Below are 19274 nucleotides of genomic sequence, written 5' to 3'. Positions count from 1 at the left end.
AGATCATACGCTTACACGACAGTTTGAAAAGCCATTCACACCGAAAATATCGAAAGGATCAATTTTAACGTCATCCTTTTTTGATGGCGGGGAATAAAGAGTAACCGTCTGGCAGGGATGCCAGACGGTGGAGGGGTTAGGCTTTACGCGTCGCCGCTTTCATGGCGTTCACAAACGCCTTAAGCTCGGCCAGCATCTGCTCGGGCTTGTCCACGTTCTTCTCGATGATCTTCACAATTGCAGAGCCGGAAATTGCGCCCGCAGCCTTCGCGTCAATCGCCGCGGTGACCTGATCCGGAGAGGAGATCCCGAAGCCCTGCAGCGGCGGTGCGGCATGGTACTCGGCCAGCTTTTCCACCAGATGATGCAGCGGCAGGGCCGCTTTATTCTCGGCACCGGTCACGCCTGCGCGGGAGAGCAGGTAGGTGTAACCGCGCCCGTAAGAGGCAATCTGGCGCAGCAGCTCATCGTCCGCGTTTGGTGGGCAGATAAAAATAGGGGCGACATTGTGACGCATTGCCGCCTGACGGAATGGCGCAGACTCCTCAACCGGCACGTCGGCGACCAGAACGGAGTCGACGCCCACGCGCGCGCACTCTGCGTAAAACTCATCGATACCGCGGTTGAACACCAGGTTGGCGTACATCAGCAGGCCAATCGGGATAGCGGGGTGCTTCTGACGGATTGCCGCCAGCATCTCGAAGCACTGGGTCGGCGTGACGCCTGAGGCAAACGCGCGCAGCGTCGCATTCTGAATGGTCGGGCCATCCGCCAGCGGGTCAGAAAACGGGATCCCCAGCTCCAGCGCATCGGCACCGGCTTCAATCAGGGTGTCGATGATCTTCAGCGACTGTTCAGGGCCAGGGTCGCCAAGGGTGACGAAGGGAACGAACGCGCCTTCCTGGCGGGATTTCAGTTCTGCAAATACGTTATCGTAGCGTTCCATCAGATTTCCCCTCGTGCTTTCAGAATATCGTGGACGGTGAAGATATCTTTGTCACCGCGTCCGGAAAGGTTGACTACCAGCAGCTGCTCTTTTTCCGGATTGTCTTTCATCATTTTCAGCGCATGGGCCAGAGCGTGTGAAGACTCCAGCGCCGGGATGATCCCTTCGCTGCGGCACAGCGTTTTGAACGCTTCCAGCGCTTCGTCATCGGTAATGGAGACATAGTCCGCACGACCTGTGCTGTTCAGATAGGCGTGCTGCGGCCCGACGGACGGGAAATCGAGGCCGGCAGAGATAGAGTAAGACTCTTCAATCTGGCCTTCATCGGTCTGCATCATCGGGGACTTCATGCCGAAGTAGATCCCTACGCGGCCATGCTTCAGCGGCGCGCCGTGCTCGCCGGACTCAATGCCGTGTCCCGCAGGCTCGACGCCAATCAGACCCACGCTGGTGTCGTCGATAAAGTCAGCGAACATGCCGATGGCGTTAGATCCGCCGCCGACGCAGGCGATGACCGCATCCGGGAGGCGTCCCTCTTTTTCGAGGATTTGCGCCTTGGTCTCTTCCCCGATCATGCGCTGGAATTCACGCACGATGGTCGGGAACGGGTGCGGGCCCGCCGCGGTACCGAGCATATAGTGCGCGGTTTCGTAGCTGCCAGACCAGTCGCGCAGCGCTTCGTTACAGGCATCCTTCAGCGTCGCAGAGCCGCTGTGCACCGGGATCACTTCCGCACCCATCAGACGCATACGGAAAACATTTGGAGACTGACGCTCAACGTCTTTCGCCCCCATATAGATGCGGCATTTCAGACCGAGCAGGGCGCTGGCGAGCGCCGAGGCCACGCCGTGCTGGCCTGCACCGGTTTCGGCAATGATTTCGGTTTTGCCCATACGCTTCGCAAGCAGCGCCTGGCCCAGCACCTGGTTAGTCTTGTGCGCGCCGCCGTGCAGCAGGTCTTCACGCTTAAGATACAGCGTGGTTTTCGTGCCTTCCGTCAGGTTGCGGCATTTGGTCAGGGCCGTTGGGCGGCCTGCATAGTTTTTCAGCAGGTCGGTAAATTCAGCCTGAAACGCCGGATCTTTCTGCGCGCTGACAAACGCTTCTTCCAGCTGGCGCAGCGCGGGCATCAGGATTTGCGGGACGTACATCCCGCCGAACTCGCCAAAATACGGGTTAAGTAATGTCGTCATCTTCTCTTCCTTAATATGCACGCAGAGTTTTAAAAACCGAGGCCAGTTTGCTGGCATCTTTAATACCCGGCTGGGACTCTACGCCTGAATTGAAATCGAGGCCTGCGCAGCCGGTTTTCGCGGCTTCTACGCAGTTGTCCGGGCTTAATCCGCCCGCCAGCAGGACGTTGTCCAGCTTTTCGCCGTTCAACAGAGACCAGTCAAAACGCTGGCCGGTTCCGCCCCGGCCGTTATCGAGGACGTATTTATCCACGTGGTTCAGGTTACGCGGGGGTAACGTATCGTCAACGCGTTGCGCTTTCCAGATCTGTACCTGCGGTGCCAGCGCGGCGCGCAGGGCATCGATATAGGCCTGATCTTCATCGCCGTGAAGCTGCACCGCGCTAAGGGATAACGCGTCGGCTTTTTCAACCACCTCCGCGATATCCGTATTGCGGAACACGCCAACATAGCTGAGTGGTGCTGCGGCTATGACCTTACGCGCCTGCTCTTCGTTCACCGCGCGAGGAGACGAATCCACAAAAATCAGCCCGCCATAAATCGCTCCGGCTTCATATGCGGCCTGGGCGTCCTGTTCGCGGGTTAAGCCGCAGACTTTGTTTTCACCCAGCAGCACGCGGCGTACTGCCGCATTGAGATCGTCATGTTCCATCATGGCGGAGCCAATCAGGAAACCGTTGGCGAAGTGGCTCAGCTCGCGCACCTGAGCGTAGCTGTTAATGCCGGATTCGCTGATCACCGTGACGCCAGCGCCCAGACGCGGCGCCAGCTGGCGCGTGCGGTTCAGGTCAATAGACAGGTCACGCAGGTCGCGGTTGTTGATGCCAACCACTTTGGCTTCCAGCGCAATCGCGCGTTCCAGCTCCTCTTCGTTACTCACTTCGGTCAGCACGCCCATTTTCAGGCTGTGCGCGACGGCAGAGAGCTGGCGGTACTGCTCGTCGTCAAGCACCGAGAGCATCAGCAGGCAGGCGTCGGCCTGGTAAAAGCGCGCCAGCCAGATCTGATATGGGTCAATGATAAAGTCTTTGCACAGGATCGGCTGCGGCGCGATGCCGCTGACGATCGGCAGAAAATCGAAGCTGCCCTGAAAATATTTCTCATCCGTCAGCACGGAGATGGCGGACGCATGATGCTTATAAATGCCGGCAATACGTGCCGGGTCGAAATCGTCACGAATAACGCCTTTAGACGGGGACGCTTTTTTGCACTCAAGAATAAACGCGGTGCGTGCACCCTGCAGGGCATCATAGAAACGACGGCTGCTCGGGACGACGTCATTCTGGAAACTGGCAAGCGGCTGCTGATGCTTGCGGGCTTCCACCCAGATGGCCTTATCGGCAACGATTTTCGCTAAAACGGTCTGCATTCTTTACCCTCTTGCCGCAAGTGCGGTAACGCGATCGTAAGCTGCACCGGAGCGCAGTACATCCAGAACTTTTTGAACGTTGGTCTTCAGGTCTTCCTCACCGTGCAAACGCATTAGCATGGCGACGTTGGCAGCAACGGCGGCCTCATGAGCGACCTCTCCCTTACCTTGTAATAAGCGCGTCAGAATGTCACGGTTTTCTTCCGGCGTACCGCCGGCCAGCGCTTCCTGGTGATACGGGGTTAAACCAAAGTCAGCGGCTTCCAGCTGATAGCTGAGGATTTCACCGTCGCGCAGTTCGGCTACCAGCGTCGGCGCATGCAGTGACACTTCGTCCATTCCGCCGCTGTGCACCACGGCGGCACGCTGGTAACCCAGCACGCGTAGCGTCTCTGCAATCGGCAGAACCAGCTCCGGGCTGTAGACACCGATCAGCGCCAGCGGCGGGTGCGCCGGGTTGATCAGCGGGCCGAGCACGTTAAACAGCGTGCGGGTTTTAAGCTGCTGACGAACCGGCATCGCGTGGCGGAAACCGGTGTGATACTTCGGCGCAAACAGGAAGCAGACGCCCAGGTCATCCAGCGCTTCACGGGAACGCTCGGCGTTCATATCGAGATTAATGCCGAATGCGGCGAGCAAATCGGACGAACCTGACCGGCTGGACACGCTGCGGTTACCGTGTTTCGCGACCTTTAAACCACACGCCGCCGCCACGAAGGCGCTGGCGGTGGAGATATTGATGCTGTTACTGCCGTCTCCCCCGGTGCCAACGATATCGGCAAACTGATAGTCCGGGCGCGGGAACGGGGCGGCATTTTCCAGCAGGGCCGTAGCGGCACCGGCGATCTCCTGCGGGCTTTCGCCGCGGACCTTCATGCTTACCAGCGCGGCCGCCAGCTGCTCAGGCTTCAGCTCGCCGCGAACCACGGCGGAGAAGAGCTGGTGGCTCTCCTGCTGGCTCAGGGTTTGCGCCTGATACAGTTTTTCCAGAATCGGCTGCAGGGTGTTGGTCTGCTCCAGCTTCTGTAACGCCCAGTCGAGCGTCTGCTCCAGCAGGCGGGCACCGTGGGAAGTCAGGATCGATTCCGGATGGAACTGCATCCCGCAGACGCGATCCGCGTCGTGACGTACCGCCATCACCATCCCTTCAAACGAGGCGTTGATGGTCAGCCCGGCGGGAATATTGCTGCCAACCAGCGAGTGGTAGCGCGCGACCGGGAGCGGATTCGGCAGCCCGGCAAACATCGCCTGGCCGTCATGTTCGATGCTGGACGCTTTACCGTGCAGGATCTCACCCGCCTGGCCGACGTAGCCGCCGTAGGCTTCCACAATCGCCTGATGGCCCAGGCAGATGCCGATAATCGGCAGCTTGCCGCGCATGCGGGTCAGCAGCTCCGGCATACAGCCCGCTTCGCTCGGTGCCCCTGGCCCCGGGGAAAGCATCAGCACCGGGTTTTGCATGGTTGCCAGACGGTCAATCAGGGTCTGGGCCGGGACATGGTTGCGGTAGATAACGACGTTGTGGCCATTCGCACGCAGCTGATCTGCCAGGTTATAGGTAAAGGAGTCGATATTATCGAGCAGCAGAATGTCAGCCATCAGAAAATCTCCTGTGCGTGGTGTGCGGTAGCAATGGCGCGAAGGACCGCACGGGCTTTGCTGCGCGTTTCGTCAGCTTCAGACTGCGGAACAGAATCAAGAACAATTCCGGCACCCGCCTGAACGGTGGCAATCCCGTCTTCGACATAGGCGGAGCGGATCACGATGCAGGTATCAAGGTCGCCGTGGGCGGTGAAGTAACCCACCGCGCCGCCGTAGCTGCCGCGACGACGCCCTTCGGCGGCGGCAATCAGCTGCATGGCGCGCACTTTCGGCGCGCCGCTCAGGGTGCCCATGTTCATACAGGCGCGGTAGGCGTGGAGTACGTCGAGGTCGTGGCGCAGCTCGCCGACCACGCGGGAGACCAGGTGCATCACGAACGAATAGCGGTCGACTTTAGTCAGGTCCGCCACGTAGCGGCTGCCCGGGGTGCAAATACGGGCCAGATCGTTACGCGCCAGGTCAACCAGCATCAGGTGCTCGGAGAGCTCTTTATGGTCGGTACGCATTTCCAGTTCGATGCGGCTGTCGAGATCGCGATCCAGCGAGCCGTCGGCGCGACGTCCGCGCGGACGGGTTCCGGCAATCGGGTAGATCTCAATCTGACGGCTGGTGGCGTCATATTTCAGAGAGCTTTCCGGCGAGGCGCCGAACAGCGTGAAGTCGTTGTCCTGCATAAAGAACATGTACGGGCTTGGGTTACTCTTTTTCAGCACGTCGTAGGCTGCGAGCGGCGACGGGCAGGGAAGGGAGAAGCGACGGGACGGTACAACCTGGAAAATTTCCCCGGCGCGAATCGCTTTTTGCATCTGGCGAACCACGGCGCCGTACTGGTCGTCAGTCTGGTTAACATCGCAGGTCATTTTTTCCACACGCTGTACCGGCAGCGCAGGCGGCGCTTCCGTCATCTGCTGCTGAAGCTGCGCGATGCGGTGCTCAAGACGGTTTTTCTCAGCGGTCGAAGGCGTGAACAGGCTTGCCTGGATGCGGGTGTATTGCTTCTGGTGGTCGATCACCAGCAGCGTTTCAGCCAGATAGAAACAGTAGTCCGGGCAGCGATTACCCTGCTCGGTTTCCGGCAAATCTTCAAATCCGGCGACCAGATCGTAGGCAAACAGCCCACCAAAGAACATCGCCTCACGCTCGTCTTCAGGCACGGTGACCAGGTTCTGCAGCAGGCGGAAGGCATCAAAGACGGAAAGGGAGCACAGGCGCGCGTCTTCATCCAGCAGCTGGCTAACCGGCGGGAAATGCAGAATGCGCATTTCTGGATGACGTTCGTTTTCAATGCCTGAAGGCAGGGCGGCATCCAGCAGCGGCAGCAGCGATGCGCCATTGTCTGACAGCGCCTTGATTGTGACGGTGTCACCTAGAGCGGTAATGCGCAGCGCGCTGTCGACCAGCAGCAGGCTCTTGAGATCGTCCTTGCTGTCGATATCCGCAGACTCCAGCAGCAGAGTCGCCGGACGTGCACCGCAGACCTGATGAAACAGCGCGGTGGGGTTGTGGCGATAGGCCGCCTCGCAGGTCAGCAATTCGAGGTGTGGTTTGGCTGTTTGCATTATATTGTTCTCATTTTCTGTTCAAAAAAAAGCCCGCTTGGAAGCGGGCTGGGTATCTGTTTGCATTTCGCAGACGCGTGACACTGCCCGAAGATCAGGAAGTACGCCACCAACCGTGCAGAGTGAAATGTGCTGTCATTTTCAGATACCTTTCTCGTGTGAACTTGCGTACTAGTTAACTAGTTCGATGGCGTATTGTCAACCCTTGATTTCAGAATTTCGATATAAGTCGGTATCATGATGGTTTCGGATGTCTCCAACCTGTTATGGGAAGTGCTTTGAGCGATACCACCTACGCTATTATTTATGATTTACACAGCCACACTCAGGCCTCTGATGGCCTGCTGACACCCGAAGCCCTGGTTCATCGTGCCGTTGAAATGCGCGTCGGTACGCTTGCGATAACCGATCACGATACGACGGATGCCATTCCTGCGGCCCGCGCCGAGATTGCCCGCAGCGGGCTGGCGCTTGATCTGGTGTCCGGCGTCGAAATTTCGACCGTCTGGGAAAACCACGAGATTCATATCGTTGGGCTGAACATCGATATAGACCATCCGGCACTTATTGCCTTTTTGCAAGAACAAAAAACGCGCCGCAACCAGCGCGCAGAGATGATCGGCGAGCGTCTGGAAAAGGCGCATATTCCGGGCGCGCTGGAAGGCGCGCAAAAGCTGGCGAACGGCGGGGCGGTCACGCGCGGTCATTTCGCCCGTTTTCTCGTAGAGGCGGGTAAAGCGACGACCATGGCGGACGTCTTTAAAAAGTATCTGGCGCGAGGGAAAACCGGATACGTTCCGCCACAGTGGTGTACAATAAAACAAGCTATTGATGTGATTCATCATTCTGGCGGTAAGGCCGTGCTGGCCCATCCGGGACGGTATAATCTTTCTGCTAAATGGCTGAAAAGGCTGCTGGCGCACTTTGCTGAAAGCGGTGGCGAGGCGATGGAAGTCGCCCAGTGCCAGCAGGCACCCAACGAGCGTGCGCAGCTCGCGACCTATGCCCGCCAGTACGGCCTGCTTGGCTCACAGGGTTCTGATTTCCATCAGCCCTGCGCCTGGATCGAACTGGGGCGCAAGCTCTGGCTGCCCGCTGGCGTTGAGCCGGTCTGGCAGCTCTGGGAACAGCCGCAGCAAATTGAAGAGAGGGAAGTATGAGTCAGTTTTTCTATATCCATCCGGATAACCCGCAGCCACGTCTGATCAACCAGGCCGTGGAGATCGTCCGCAAAGGCGGCGTGATTGTCTATCCGACCGATTCCGGCTACGCGCTGGGCTGCAAAATTGAAGATAAAGGGGCGATGGAACGCATTTGCCGCATTCGCCAGTTGCCGGACGGCCATAACTTTACCCTGATGTGCCGCGATCTCTCTGAGCTGTCGACCTATGCGTATGTCGATAACGTGGCGTTCCGCCTGATTAAGAACAACACGCCGGGTAACTACACCTTTATCCTGAAAGGGACGAAAGAGGTGCCGCGCCGCCTGCTGCAGGAAAAGCGTAAGACTATCGGCATGCGCGTGCCGTCGAACCCAATTGCGCAGGCGCTGCTCGAAACCCTCGGCGAACCGATGCTGTCTACCTCGCTGATGTTGCCGGGCAGCGAGTTTACCGAGTCCGATCCGGAAGAGATCAAAGATCGTCTGGAGAAGGTGGTCGAGCTGATTATTCACGGTGGTTATCTCGGCCAGCAGCCGACCACCGTGGTCGACTTAACCGAAGATGCACCGGAAGTGATTCGTGAAGGCGTGGGTGACGTAAAGCCTTTCTTGTAATGAAGGTTTTTAATGCCTCAAATTAAGAGAAGAGCGGAGGCTGGATCTCTCCAGCCTTTGGCGGTCATCTTACTTTCTTAAAGATGAATAAGACCAAAACAAGGCAGATAGCACTCCCGAAAAATGCTGTAATTAAGAGGTTATCCACTGAACGCGATAAGTCATCAATGATCGCTTCACATAGACGGGCTTCCATCTCACCTGTTGAAGGGGGGCCGTTGTATTTTCGGGTTAACCCAAAATCAAGCACTGGGATCATCAGGGCGATAGCGTAGATGGCGAAAACTAAAGCAATGCCTCCCCACCGAAGAATCGCCTTTGCTCTACTCGTCAATGTCATACGATCCACCTAAAACGCCGCCAATCGTGCCACCAGAATAACCCGTAGATGATCCAACTGTTGACGCACTGTTAGCAAGTCCTTCCTCCACTCGTCCTGTGAGACTTTCAGAATTCGGCCTGAAGTGTTCGATGTTCAGATACTGTTCTCTGAATGTGCTGGTAACTTCCATAACGTTCATTGAAGACAGATCGCCGCTCTTCTCCGTCAGGTAACGCTGTAAAGATAAAGGAATAGTGAACTCTTCTTCACTACCGATACGAAGTTGCGTTGTTGTTGATGTGTAACTGGCATCGAAGATTTTAGTCCCAGCCTCTCTAATCACTTGCACTGTGTGGGTTGTGCAGTTACTGCCAGTCAGATCGTAAACGTCAATCACTTTTCCGCGTCGTTTGGTACGATCTCCCATCACATCCGTGAAAACTGGTGTTTTACCGGAGTTCCATAGAGATTCAAAAATCCTGCGGGTTTCGTCAGGTGTAACATCATCGATTTGGAATACTCTCGCATGGTATTTGTAGAGTTCTTCACGGTAGTAAAGACGCGCATCATCGCCAGTTAGGAAGTTAAGAATCCCATCGCCCGTCAATGTAGCGGGGCCTTTCCTACCAAAGCGCCCGTAGGTGTAAACGTAGATCGAGTTATTCTCATGCACCGAAACGAAAGCGTGTCCTGCGTCGGTGATTTCAGTCCAGATGTAAACGCCGTTCAATAGCGAGTTATCTTCTTGCTTGCAGGTGTCAGCAAAGCTGTTTTGTTTCTTCGCTGCCTGTGCATGTTCTTCAGGATCTAACTGTGGGAGAAATGTTGATGCAAGGATTTCTTCTGTGATACCTGAATGTTTCAACGAAGAGAGAGTATCTTGTTCATAACAGTCAGGAATAGTAGGGATGAACCTGGCCTTACACGGACAGGAACTGACGCTGTCCAGTGTTCCCGCCAGTCTTCTACCATCGTCCCACGTGTCAGATGTGCCTCCTAATATTTTATATGTCCCCGGATGATTGCCGCATGAAACCAGGTCACCTTCCCGCGCTCCGGCTACACCATACCAACTTAGCGTTTCATCCCCGGTCAGTATCTTCCCTCTACAGGTAGTTGGGTCACCCACCCGAAGGTAAAAACCCATTGCCATAAATCCCTCTATTCTTAATGGATATTAACCGAGTGACTATTTTACATACAATTACTTCATGAGCAATAATGGTCGAACTAAAGTAAAATAATATCAAAGGCTCGTTCACTCTTTTCGGAAAAGAAGGCTGTTTCGGGAAACCGGGTTCATAACCAACGAGTCCTGGTCCAGACTATCAGCAGCCAGACTTAAACAAATGAAACGTGAAGAAGCATTCCTTTCGAAGTTAATGTAATATGCCAGGTCACTTTTATGCGGGTGTACTAAATGAGACACCCTTTAATGTAATAAGTACTTACATGACAATGAGATGCTTTTTAAATTAGCTCATTATTTCATAAAGTACACCAGACGCCTGTGAAGGCGACACCTGAGGAAGCTCAATGAGCGAGAAGTTACAGAAAGTGCTGGCGCGTGCCGGCCACGGTTCACGCCGTGAAATCGAAGCCATTATTGAAGCAGGTCGCGTGAGTGTGGATGGTAAAATCGCCACGCTGGGTGACCGCGTTGAAATCGTACCGGGGCTGAAGATCCGCATCGACGGTCATCTTATCTCCGTGAAAGAGTCTGCTGAACAAATCTGTCGCGTGCTGGCTTACTACAAGCCTGAAGGCGAGCTGTGTACCCGCAATGACCCGGAAGGTCGCCCGACGGTGTTTGACCGTCTGCCTAAACTGCGTGGTGCTCGCTGGATTGCCGTTGGTCGTCTGGACGTGAATACCTGCGGTCTGCTGCTGTTTACCACCGATGGTGAACTGGCAAACCGTCTGATGCACCCAAGCCGTGAAGTGGAACGTGAATACGCCGTGCGTGTGTTCGGCCAGGTTGACGAGAATAAACTGCGCGACCTGTCACGTGGCGTTCAGCTGGAAGACGGTCCTGCGGCGTTCAAAACCATCAAGTTTACCGGTGGGGAAGGCATCAACCAGTGGTACAACGTGACCCTGACCGAAGGCCGCAACCGCGAGGTACGTCGTCTCTGGGAAGCGGTAGGCGTCCAGGTTAGCCGCCTGATCCGTGTCCGTTACGGCGACATCCTGCTGCCAAAAGGTTTGCCACGTGGGGGTTATACCGAACTGGATCTGACCCAAACCAACTACCTGCGCGAGCTGGTCGGCCTGACGCCGGAAACCACCTCTAAAGTGGCGGTGGAAAAAGATCGCCGCCGGATGAAGGCGAATCAGATTCGCCGTGCGGTTAAGCGTCACAGCCAGGTGAGCAGCAGCCGCCGCTCCGGCAGCCGTAATAACAACGGTTAATGTAAAAGCCCGGTGAAGACACCGGGCTTTTTTCTTTAGTAATCAATCCCGATTTGCGCTTTAATGCCTGCATCAAACGCATGTTTAACCGGACGCAGCTCGCTGACGGTATCGGCCATCTCAAGTATATCCCGATGACACCCGCGGCCCGTGATGATGACCGTCTGATGGGCGGGACGGTTTTTCAGTGCCTTAAGCACGGCGTCCAGCGGCAAATAGTCGTAGGCGACCATATACGTGATCTCATCCAGCAGAACCATATTGAGTGAAGGATCGGCCAGCATTCTTTTAGCGTGCTCCCAGACGGCCAGACAGGCTGCGGTATCGGTTTCGCGGTTCTGGGTGTCCCACGTAAACCCGGTCGCCATCACCTGAAACTCAACGCCGTGAGGCTCAAGCAGATTACGCTCGCCGTTGGGCCATTCGCCTTTAATAAACTGGATAACGCCGACCTTCTGCCCGTGGCCGACCGCGCGTGTCGCCGTGCCGAATGCCGCAGTGGTTTTCCCTTTGCCGTTGCCGGTAAAGACGATGACGATCCCGCGCTCGTCCTGAGCGGCCGCGACGCGCGCATCGACCTGTTCTTTCAGCCGCTGCTGGCGCTGCTGGTGACGTTCTTCACTCATTGCGAGATTCCTGGTTTACGGCCCGGCTGGGCGTCAAAGGTCATTCCGGTTTTGCGGCGGCTGTCGTCGCCCATCAGCCAGAGATAGAGCGGCATAATGTCTGCCGGGGTTTTCAGCTTTTGCGGATCTTCCGTTGGGAAGGCGCTGGCACGCATTTTGGTGCGCGTACCGCCCGGGTTAATGCAGTTGACGCGCAGATGGCGGCTCTGATACTCCTCCGCCAGTACCTGCATCATGCCTTCGGTCGCGAATTTTGATACGGCATAGGCTCCCCAGTTTGCGCGTCCCTCGCGGCCAACGCTTGAAGAGGTAAAGACCAGGGACCCCGACTCGGATTTCAGTAATAAAGGAAGCAATGCCTGGGTCAGGAAAAACGTCCCGTTGACGTTTACCTGCATGACCTCCTGCCAGATCTCGGGATCCTGTTCATCCATCGGGCGAACTTCGCCAAGCAAGCCGGCATTGTGCAGTACGCCGTCCAGGCGCGGGTAATGGGTGCTGATGCGGTGGGCAAGCTCCTGACATGACGCGGGCGTGCAGGTGAGCAGATCGAGCGTGTACCAGCGAGCAGGAATCCCACCTGCGGCTTCAATCTCCTGCGCCACCCCTTTAAGTTTTTCTTCGTTGCGGCCGGTCAGGATGACGCTCGCGCCATACTCAGCGTAGGTCAGCGCCGCTTCACGGCCAATCCCGTCGCTGGCCCCAGTGACAAGAATGATGCGGTTCTGCAGCAGATTTTTTTGCGGTTGGTAATGCAAGGTGACTCCTCGGCGCACGGTGACTCAAAGACGCCTTCTTTTGTGACTTTTCGGCTTTATGCCCGAATTCGCCTGATAATTCAATCAGTCTACAGGACGCATTGCTGTAAAATTAACAATTTGCAAATATTTAAACTCCAGTTCGGGGATTCCTGAAGGCGGCTCGCAGAGGTAATGTCACGAGCGAGACGCATGGGCAGGGCTGTTGTACACTCCCGTGAAAGATTCGTGGTTAAATCAAGGTGGAACGCGTGGAATTACTTTCTCAATATGGGTTGTTTTTGGCGAAAATCGCGACGGTGGTGATTGCCATTGCGGTGGTTGCCGTTCTGATTGTCAACCTGACGCAGCGCAAGCGTCAGCGTGGGGAGTTACGCATCACCCGCCTGAGCGAGCAGTATAAAGAGATGCAGGAAGAGATGTCTCTGGCGCTGCTGGATAGTCATCAACAGAAACTCTGGCTGAAAGCGCAGAAGAAAAAGCATAAACAGGAAGCCAAAGCGGCAAAGGCAAAAGCAAAGCTCAATGCGCCGCAGGATAAGGCGACGCCCCGCGTCTACGTGCTCGATTTTAAAGGCAGTATGGATGCGCATGAGGTTTCCTCGCTGCGGGAGGAAGTGACTGCCGTTCTGGCCGTGGCGACACCGCAGGATCAGGTTGTCGTGCGTCTTGAGAGCCCGGGCGGGGTGGTTCACGGTTACGGACTGGCCGCCTCACAGCTGCAGCGCCTGCGTGACAAACAGATCCCGCTGACCGTGGCCGTAGATAAAGTGGCGGCGAGCGGTGGCTACATGATGGCCTGCGTGGCGGACAAAATTGTGGCCGCACCGTTCTCTATTATTGGCTCAATCGGCGTGGTCGCGCAGATCCCGAACTTTAACCGCTTCCTGAAAAATAAAGAGATTGATATCGAACTTCACACGGCGGGTCAGTACAAACGCACCCTGACGCTGCTGGGGGAAAACACGGAAGAAGGGCGCCAAAAATTCCGTGAAGATCTCAACGAAACGCATCATCTCTTTAAAGATTTTGTGCACCGTATGCGCCCGACGCTGGATATTGAGCAGGTCGCGACGGGTGAGCACTGGTACGGCGTTCAGGCGCAGGAGAAAGGGCTGGTGGATGAAGTCGGAACCAGCGACGATCTTCTGCTCAACCTGATGGAAGGCCGGGAACTGGTTGGCGTGCGCTTTACACAGCGCAAACGACTGATGGACCGCTTTACCAACAGTGCCGCAGAAAGCGCGGACCGCCTGCTGCTGCGCTGGCTACAGCGCGGACAAAAACCGCTGCTGTAAACAAAAACGCGAGGCTTATGCCTCGCGTTTTGCGTTAATCGACCAGGTGATATTTCTCGGAAAGCGTATGCGCCAGGTATTTAAACATGTTAAACACGGCGGTGCTTTTCGGGGTCGGCAAGCCCTGTTCATCAAGGAAGTATTCTCCGCTGAAAATCAGCACGCCATTACGCTGCTCTACGCCGGTGGCTTCAATGCCCGCCAGCGTATCTTCATGGTCACGGATAAGCTTGTTTGCTTCGATAAGCAGAGAGGCTCGGTCAATAGGTTGGGTCGTATTCTGCATAATCCACTCCTTAAACAGTGACAATAGTCTACGCCGCGGGCGCTTTGGGGGCAAATTTTCCCTGTAATGTGAGGGGATAAGGTGCAGGGGCCTGGCTGGCGGGATTTGCTTTTGCATGCTAATAAAGTTGCGTAACGAATTTTATCAGGTAGAGTGTGCGCTTTCGTCATTCTGGCAACAGAATTGCTTGACATTCAACCGGGAATTCGTCACGAATTACACGAGATGTGAGAAAAATACCCGAAAACTCAATCACCTGGGCGGGTTTTCTTTAACGCCCGGTAAGACAAAGGGGTTGATATCTCCTGACGCAGTCTCAATATCATTGGCTCGTCGTCAGCGGAAGGGAAATCAACGTGCGGCGTATTCCTGGAAGAATTAAATTAGGTAAAGGTGAATATGGGTAAAGCTCTCGTCATCGTTGAGTCCCCGGCAAAAGCCAAAACGATCAATAAGTATCTGGGTAATGACTACGTGGTTAAGTCCAGCGTGGGTCATATCCGCGATTTGCCGACCAGTGGCTCAGCCAGCAAAAAGAGCGCAGACTCTACCTCCACCAAAGGGGCTAAAAAGCCTAAAAAGGATGAACGTAGCGCGCTTGTCAACCGCATGGGTGTGAACCCATGGCACAACTGGGATGCACAATATGAAGTGCTGCCCGGGAAAGAAAAAGTCGTTAACGAGCTGAAGCAGCTTGCTGAAAAAGCAGACCACATCTATCTCGCAACCGACCTTGACCGCGAAGGGGAAGCCATTGCGTGGCACCTGCGGGAAGTGATCGGGGGTGATGACAAACGCTACAGCCGTGTAGTGTTTAACGAAATTACGAAGAATGCGATTCGTCAGGCGTTTGAGAAGCCGGGCGAGCTGAATATCGACCGTGTAAACGCCCAGCAGGCGCGTCGCTTTATGGACCGCGTCGTGGGCTACATGGTTTCTCCACTGCTGTGGAAGAAGATTGCCCGTGGCCTGTCCGCCGGGCGTGTGCAATCCGTCGCCGTGCGTCTGGTCGTTGAGCGTGAGCGCGAAATTAAAGCCTTCGTGCCGGAAGAGTTCTGGGAAGTTGACGCAAATGTGACCACGCCGGGCGGTGACGCTCTGCCGCTGCAGGTCAGCCATCAGAACGATAAGCCTTTCCGTCCAGAAAACCGCGACCAGACCATGGCCGCCGTAGCGCTGTTGGAAAAAGCACGCTACCAGGTGCTGGAACGTGAAGACAAACCGACCAGCAGCAAGCCGGGTGCGCCGTTTATTACCTCAACGCTGCAACAGGCCGCAAGCACGCGTCTGGGTTACGGCGTGAAGAAGACCATGATGATGGCTCAGCGCCTGTATGAAGCGGGCTACATCACCTACATGCGTACCGACTCAACCAACCTGAGCCAGGACGCGGTCAACATGGTGCGCGGCTACATCAGTGACAATTTCGGTAAGAAATACCTGCCGGAAAGCGCTAACCAGTTCGCCAGCAAAGAGAACTCTCAGGAAGCACACGAAGCGATTCGTCCTTCTGACGTCTCGGTGTTAGCGGAATCGCTGAAAGATATGGAAGCCGACGCGCAGAAGCTGTATCAGCTGATCTGGCGCCAGTTCGTGGCGTGCCAGATGACTCCGGCACAGTATGACTCCACCACGCTGACCGTTGGCGCGGGTGATTTCCGTCTCAAAGCGCGCGGTCGTATCCTGCGTTTCGACGGCTGGACGAAAGTGATGCCAGCGCTGCGTAAAGGTGATGAAGACCGAACGCTGCCGGCGGTGAACAAAGGGGATGAACTCTCGCTGGTTGACCTCGTGCCAGCCCAGCACTTCACCAAGCCGCCTGCGCGCTTCAGTGAAGCATCCCTTGTAAAAGAGCTGGAAAAACGCGGTATAGGCCGTCCGTCGACCTACGCGTCCATCATCTCGACGATTCAGGATCGTGGCTACGTACGCGTTGAAAACCGTCGTTTCTATGCGGAAAAAATGGGTGAGATCGTCACCGATCGTCTGGAAGCCAACTTCCGCGAGCTGATGAACTACGATTTCACCGCGCAAATGGAGGACAGCCTCGACCAGGTTGCAAGCCATCAGGCGGAATGGAAGAAGGTACTCGACAGCTTCTTCAGCGATTTCACCGACCAGCTTGAAAAAGCGGAGAAGGATCCTGAAGAGGGCGGCATGCTGCCTAACCAGATGGTTCTGACCAGCATCGACTGCCCAACCTGTGGTCGCAAGATGGGGATCCGTACTGCCACGACGGGCGTGTTCCTTGGCTGCTCCGGCTATGCACTGTCACCAAAAGAGCGCTGCAAAACCACCATCAACCTGGTGCCTGAGAACGAAGTTCTCAACGTGCTGGAAGGTGATGATGCGGAAACTAACGCTCTGCGTGCCAAACGCCGCTGCAAAAAATGCGGCACGGCAATGGACAGCTACCTGATCGATCCAAAACGTAAGCTGCACGTTTGTGGTAATAACCCAACGTGTGACGGGTATGAGATCGAAGAAGGCGAATTCCGCATTAAAGGCTATGACGGCCCGATTGTGGAATGCGAGAAGTGCGGTTCTGAAATGCACCTGAAAATGGGGCGTTTCGGTAAGTACATGGCCTGTACCAACGACGAGTGTAAAAACACGCGCAAAATTCTGCGTAACGGCGAAGTCGCTCCGCCGAAGGAAGATCCGGTTCCGCTGCCAGAACTGCCGTGCGAGAAATCGGACGCGTACTTCGTGCTGCGTGACGGCGCTGCGGGTGTCTTCCTGGCCGCCAACACCTTCCCGAAATCGCGTGAAACGCGCGCGCCGCTGGTGGAAGAGTTGCATCGCTTCCGCGATCGTCTGCCTGAGAAACTGCGTTATCTGGCCGATGCGCCACAGCAGGATCCGGAAGGCAACAAAACCGTGGTACGGTTTAGCCGTAAAACCAAGCAGCAGTATGTTGCGGCCGAGAAAGAGGGTAAAGCGACCGGATGGTCAGCCTTCTTTGTCGATGGCAAATGGGTTGAAGGCAAGAAATAATCTTCCCTTACCGTAACTTACCTGTAAAAGGGCCGGATTTCCGGCCCTTTTTTATTGCCTTGTTATTATTTTTTGTTCCGTACTATACAGTCAGGCTATAAATGATATAGTGGTTATAGTTAACCTGTTTCTTATTATTAAATCGTCTTAAGCGATTGACCGCGTGCGCTAAATCGGATGGTCTGGCATGAAATTACAGCAGCTTCGTTATATCGTTGAGGTGGTGAATCATAACCTTAACGTCTCTTCAACCGCCGAGGGGTTATATACCTCACAACCGGGCATCAGCAAACAAGTTCGTATGCTGGAGGATGAGTTAGGTATCCAGATATTTGCCCGCAGCGGTAAGCATCTCACTCAGGTGACGCCCGCGGGGCAGGAAATCATCCGCATTGCGCGGGAAGTCCTCTCTAAAGTCGATGCGATTAAGTCAGTGGCAGGGGAACACACCTGGCCGGATAAAGGTTCGCTGTATATTGCCACGACGCATACCCAGGCGCGCTATGCGCTTCCCGGTGTAATCAAAGGCTTTATCGAGCGCTATCCACGCGTCTCTTTGCATATGCACCAGGGCTCGCCAACGCAAATTGCTGAAGCCGTTTCTAAGGGTAATGCAGACTTTGCCATCGCCACCGAAGCGCTTCACCTGTATGACGATCTGGTAATGCTTCCATGCTATCACTGGAACCGTTCTATCGTGGTGACCCCGGATCACCCTCTGGCGGGCAAAGGGTCGGTCTCTATCGAAGAGCTGGCGCAATATCCGTTGGTGACGTATACGTTTGGCTTTACCGGCCGGTCCGAGCTTGATACGGCCTTTAACCGGGCAGGGCTAACGCCGCGTATTGTGTTTACCGCGACGGATGCGGACGTGATTAAGACCTATGTCCGGCTTGGTCTGGGGGTGGGCGTCATTGCCAGCATGGCGGTGGATCCGGTGTCAGATCCTGACCTGGTGCGTCTTGATGCTCATGATGTATTCAGTCATAGCACGACAAAGATTGGCTTCCGTCGCAGCACCTTCCTGCGCAGCTATATGTATGATTTTATTCAGCGCTTTGCCCCTCATTTAACGCGTGACGTGGTCGATACCGCCGTTGCATTACGCTCAAATGAAGATATTGAAGAGATGTTTAAAGACATCAAACTCCCCGAAAAATAATCACACCCGGTATCTTTCCCTTAGGGAAAGATACCGAAATAACGCCTCAAAGCTAAATTAGAATTATCATCATCTACGCATCCCCTGTCATATAATGTCATTATCCATTTAATCCGTAAGGTTATAATGTCGTGAATTGGCGACAAAAGTAGAAACTAATTTACGCCTTCGCAAATTTTTCTTTTCAATTATTTATTTCTGGTCAAAAGATTGAATATTTCATACCTCCCGGTGCGTAAATTCACTGGCTTTTCGGCTAAAGTTTCTTTAGGATTTATCTCAACAGATGATTAATTGTACCAATTGTTTGGTCCTAAATGATAAGCGATGTCGATTGTATGAGGTTAGCAATGCCTTCAGGAAGTGAAGAACCGCAAAGGGATCCTGCGCTCAAGCGTAAAGCCTGGCTGGCGGTCTTTCTCGTCTCTACCCTGTTTTGGGTGGTGGTTGCTCTCCTGGCCTGGAAATATTGGGGTTAAATATGGCAGTGACGGTACGTACAGAAACGGTAAAACAGATGTGTCAGCATCGTGACAACGGCCACAGAGGGCGTAAAGCACCTGCGACTGTTGTACCCGCGTCCTGGAAACTGACGCCGCAGCAGCAAGCGTTTATTGATGTGTTCGCAGAAGACGAACCCAAAAAACAATAATTTAGTTAATTGCGTAATGATGCAAATAGTCTGAATATCGACTCTGCACTTTTGTACTCTTTAATAAATACACATCAGCAATATAGCACTGAGGATTTACCTCAGAACTTTTTATAAATAATGCCTGGTGTCCCTATGATGAATAACATGACGTCTCACAAATACTGGTCATGGATCGGCGTTTTTACCGTGTCGATTCTGTTCTGGAGTCAGCTCATCTGGTTGGCCCTCCACTAAATTGTAAAACCTCGCTACGGCGGGGTTTTTTGTTTTCCCATTCTGGACCAATCCTAAATTTATCAATTTGGGTTGTTA

At 54.8% G+C, this 19274-nt stretch carries 20 protein-coding genes and 1 other annotated feature; of the genes, 9 read left to right on the top strand and 11 right to left on the bottom strand.

The features are described 5' to 3' along the window. Window positions 1–136: 136 nt before the first annotated feature. The 6 genes from trpA to trpL all read right to left on the bottom strand — a co-directional run bounded on the left by trpA (window position 137) and on the right by trpL (window position 6808). Entirely contained in the window at window positions 137–946 is an 810-nt protein-coding gene (gene trpA, locus V1587_RS15080) for a tryptophan synthase subunit alpha (protein ID WP_371898574.1), read from the bottom strand. Then, on the bottom strand, window positions 946–2139 hold the full coding sequence (trpB, locus tag V1587_RS15075) for a tryptophan synthase subunit beta (protein WP_024907111.1): 1194 nt from the start codon (window positions 2137–2139) through the stop codon (window positions 946–948). Before trpB ends, trpA begins: the two co-directional genes overlap by 1 nt. 10 nt (window positions 2140–2149) lie before the next feature. Further along, complete coding sequence (gene trpCF, locus V1587_RS15070; protein ID WP_371898573.1) at window positions 2150–3508, bottom strand: bifunctional indole-3-glycerol-phosphate synthase TrpC/phosphoribosylanthranilate isomerase TrpF; 1359 nt, start codon at window positions 3506–3508, stop codon at window positions 2150–2152. 3 nt (window positions 3509–3511) lie between these two features. Beyond that, the gene (gene trpD, locus V1587_RS15065; RefSeq protein ID WP_371898572.1) at window positions 3512–5107 is read right to left on the bottom strand and encodes a bifunctional anthranilate synthase glutamate amidotransferase component TrpG/anthranilate phosphoribosyltransferase TrpD; all 1596 of its coding nucleotides are present in this window, start codon (window positions 5105–5107) and stop codon (window positions 3512–3514) included. Then, window positions 5107–6669, bottom strand: coding sequence for an anthranilate synthase component 1 (locus V1587_RS15060; protein WP_048990764.1), 1563 nt, complete (start codon window positions 6667–6669; stop codon window positions 5107–5109). The genes trpD and V1587_RS15060 overlap by 1 nt, the downstream gene beginning before the upstream one ends. 23 nt (window positions 6670–6692) lie before the next feature. Continuing rightward, window positions 6693–6787 (bottom strand) — a sequence feature (Trp leader region). Next, window positions 6764–6808 carry a trp operon leader peptide gene (gene trpL, locus V1587_RS15055; protein WP_106993556.1) on the bottom strand — a complete coding sequence of 15 codons (45 nt, stop codon included), beginning with the start codon at window positions 6806–6808 and terminating at the stop codon, window positions 6764–6766. (Overlaps the previous feature by 24 nt.) 139 nt (window positions 6809–6947) lie before the next feature. On the opposite strand from trpL, the gene rnm reads away from it, so the two are divergent. Together rnm and V1587_RS15045 are read left to right on the top strand one after the other, a co-directional pair. Further along, window positions 6948–7829: an RNase AM gene (gene rnm / locus V1587_RS15050; RefSeq protein ID WP_371898571.1), complete on the top strand. Its 882-nt coding sequence runs from the start codon at window positions 6948–6950 to the stop codon at window positions 7827–7829. Further along, complete coding sequence (locus V1587_RS15045; protein ID WP_003856793.1) at window positions 7826–8446, top strand: L-threonylcarbamoyladenylate synthase; 621 nt, start codon at window positions 7826–7828, stop codon at window positions 8444–8446. Before rnm ends, V1587_RS15045 begins: the two co-directional genes overlap by 4 nt. A gap of 64 nt (window positions 8447–8510) precedes the next feature. On the opposite strand, the gene V1587_RS15040 is transcribed toward V1587_RS15045, so the two are convergent. Both V1587_RS15040 and V1587_RS15035 read right to left on the bottom strand, forming a co-directional pair. After that, window positions 8511–8786 (bottom strand): hypothetical protein, encoded by a 276-nt coding sequence (locus V1587_RS15040; protein ID WP_371898570.1) that lies wholly within the window; start codon window positions 8784–8786, stop codon window positions 8511–8513. Further along, window positions 8770–9921 (bottom strand): PAAR domain-containing protein, encoded by a 1152-nt coding sequence (locus V1587_RS15035; protein ID WP_371898569.1) that lies wholly within the window; start codon window positions 9919–9921, stop codon window positions 8770–8772. Before V1587_RS15035 ends, V1587_RS15040 begins: the two co-directional genes overlap by 17 nt. 383 nt (window positions 9922–10304) lie before the next feature. On the opposite strand from V1587_RS15035, the gene rluB reads away from it, so the two are divergent. Continuing rightward, on the top strand, window positions 10305–11180 hold the full coding sequence (gene rluB, locus V1587_RS15030) for a 23S rRNA pseudouridine(2605) synthase RluB (RefSeq protein ID WP_023312076.1): 876 nt from the start codon (window positions 10305–10307) through the stop codon (window positions 11178–11180). A gap of 35 nt (window positions 11181–11215) precedes the next feature. On the opposite strand, the gene cobO is transcribed toward rluB, so the two are convergent. Both cobO and V1587_RS15020 read right to left on the bottom strand, forming a co-directional pair. Beyond that, window positions 11216–11806 (bottom strand): cob(I)yrinic acid a,c-diamide adenosyltransferase, encoded by a 591-nt coding sequence (gene cobO, locus V1587_RS15025; RefSeq protein ID WP_371898568.1) that lies wholly within the window; start codon window positions 11804–11806, stop codon window positions 11216–11218. Then, window positions 11803–12564, bottom strand: coding sequence for a YciK family oxidoreductase (locus V1587_RS15020; protein ID WP_371898567.1), 762 nt, complete (start codon window positions 12562–12564; stop codon window positions 11803–11805). Before V1587_RS15020 ends, cobO begins: the two co-directional genes overlap by 4 nt. Before the next feature lie 251 nt (window positions 12565–12815). Here V1587_RS15020 and sohB point away from each other — a divergent pair, with 251 nt between their 5' ends. After that, window positions 12816–13862 carry a protease SohB gene (sohB, locus tag V1587_RS15015; RefSeq protein ID WP_371898566.1) on the top strand — a complete coding sequence of 349 codons (1047 nt, stop codon included), beginning with the start codon at window positions 12816–12818 and terminating at the stop codon, window positions 13860–13862. Window positions 13863–13896: 34 nt separating this feature from the next. On the opposite strand, the gene V1587_RS15010 is transcribed toward sohB, so the two are convergent. Beyond that, window positions 13897–14148: a YciN family protein gene (locus V1587_RS15010; RefSeq protein WP_023312072.1), complete on the bottom strand. Its 252-nt coding sequence runs from the start codon at window positions 14146–14148 to the stop codon at window positions 13897–13899. 399 nt (window positions 14149–14547) lie between these two features. Here V1587_RS15010 and topA point away from each other — a divergent pair, with 399 nt between their 5' ends. The 5 genes from topA to ymiC all read left to right on the top strand — a co-directional run bounded on the left by topA (window position 14548) and on the right by ymiC (window position 19196). Further along, a complete protein-coding gene (gene topA, locus V1587_RS15005; RefSeq protein ID WP_234649576.1) occupies window positions 14548–17145 on the top strand; it encodes a type I DNA topoisomerase in 2598 nt (865 codons plus the stop codon). 187 nt (window positions 17146–17332) lie between these two features. Continuing rightward, window positions 17333–18307 carry an HTH-type transcriptional regulator CysB gene (gene cysB / locus V1587_RS15000; protein WP_024907120.1) on the top strand — a complete coding sequence of 325 codons (975 nt, stop codon included), beginning with the start codon at window positions 17333–17335 and terminating at the stop codon, window positions 18305–18307. Between the two features lie 338 nt (window positions 18308–18645). Further along, window positions 18646–18786 carry a YmiA family putative membrane protein gene (locus tag V1587_RS14995; RefSeq protein WP_213327741.1) on the top strand — a complete coding sequence of 47 codons (141 nt, stop codon included), beginning with the start codon at window positions 18646–18648 and terminating at the stop codon, window positions 18784–18786. A 2-nt stretch (window positions 18787–18788) separates the two neighbouring features. Continuing rightward, a complete protein-coding gene (locus V1587_RS14990; RefSeq protein ID WP_032656727.1) occupies window positions 18789–18959 on the top strand; it encodes a hypothetical protein in 171 nt (56 codons plus the stop codon). A gap of 138 nt (window positions 18960–19097) precedes the next feature. Continuing rightward, window positions 19098–19196 (top strand): small membrane protein YmiC, encoded by a 99-nt coding sequence (gene ymiC / locus V1587_RS14985; RefSeq protein ID WP_032623144.1) that lies wholly within the window; start codon window positions 19098–19100, stop codon window positions 19194–19196. Window positions 19197–19274: the final 78 nt, after the last annotated feature.

The sequence above is a fragment of the Enterobacter sp. ECC-249 genome (assembly GCF_043965265.1).
Taxonomy (GTDB): Bacteria; Pseudomonadota; Gammaproteobacteria; order Enterobacterales; family Enterobacteriaceae; genus Enterobacter; species Enterobacter quasiroggenkampii.
Note: the sequence above shows the minus strand (reverse complement) of the source record. Positions and strands in the feature narration are given on the sequence as shown.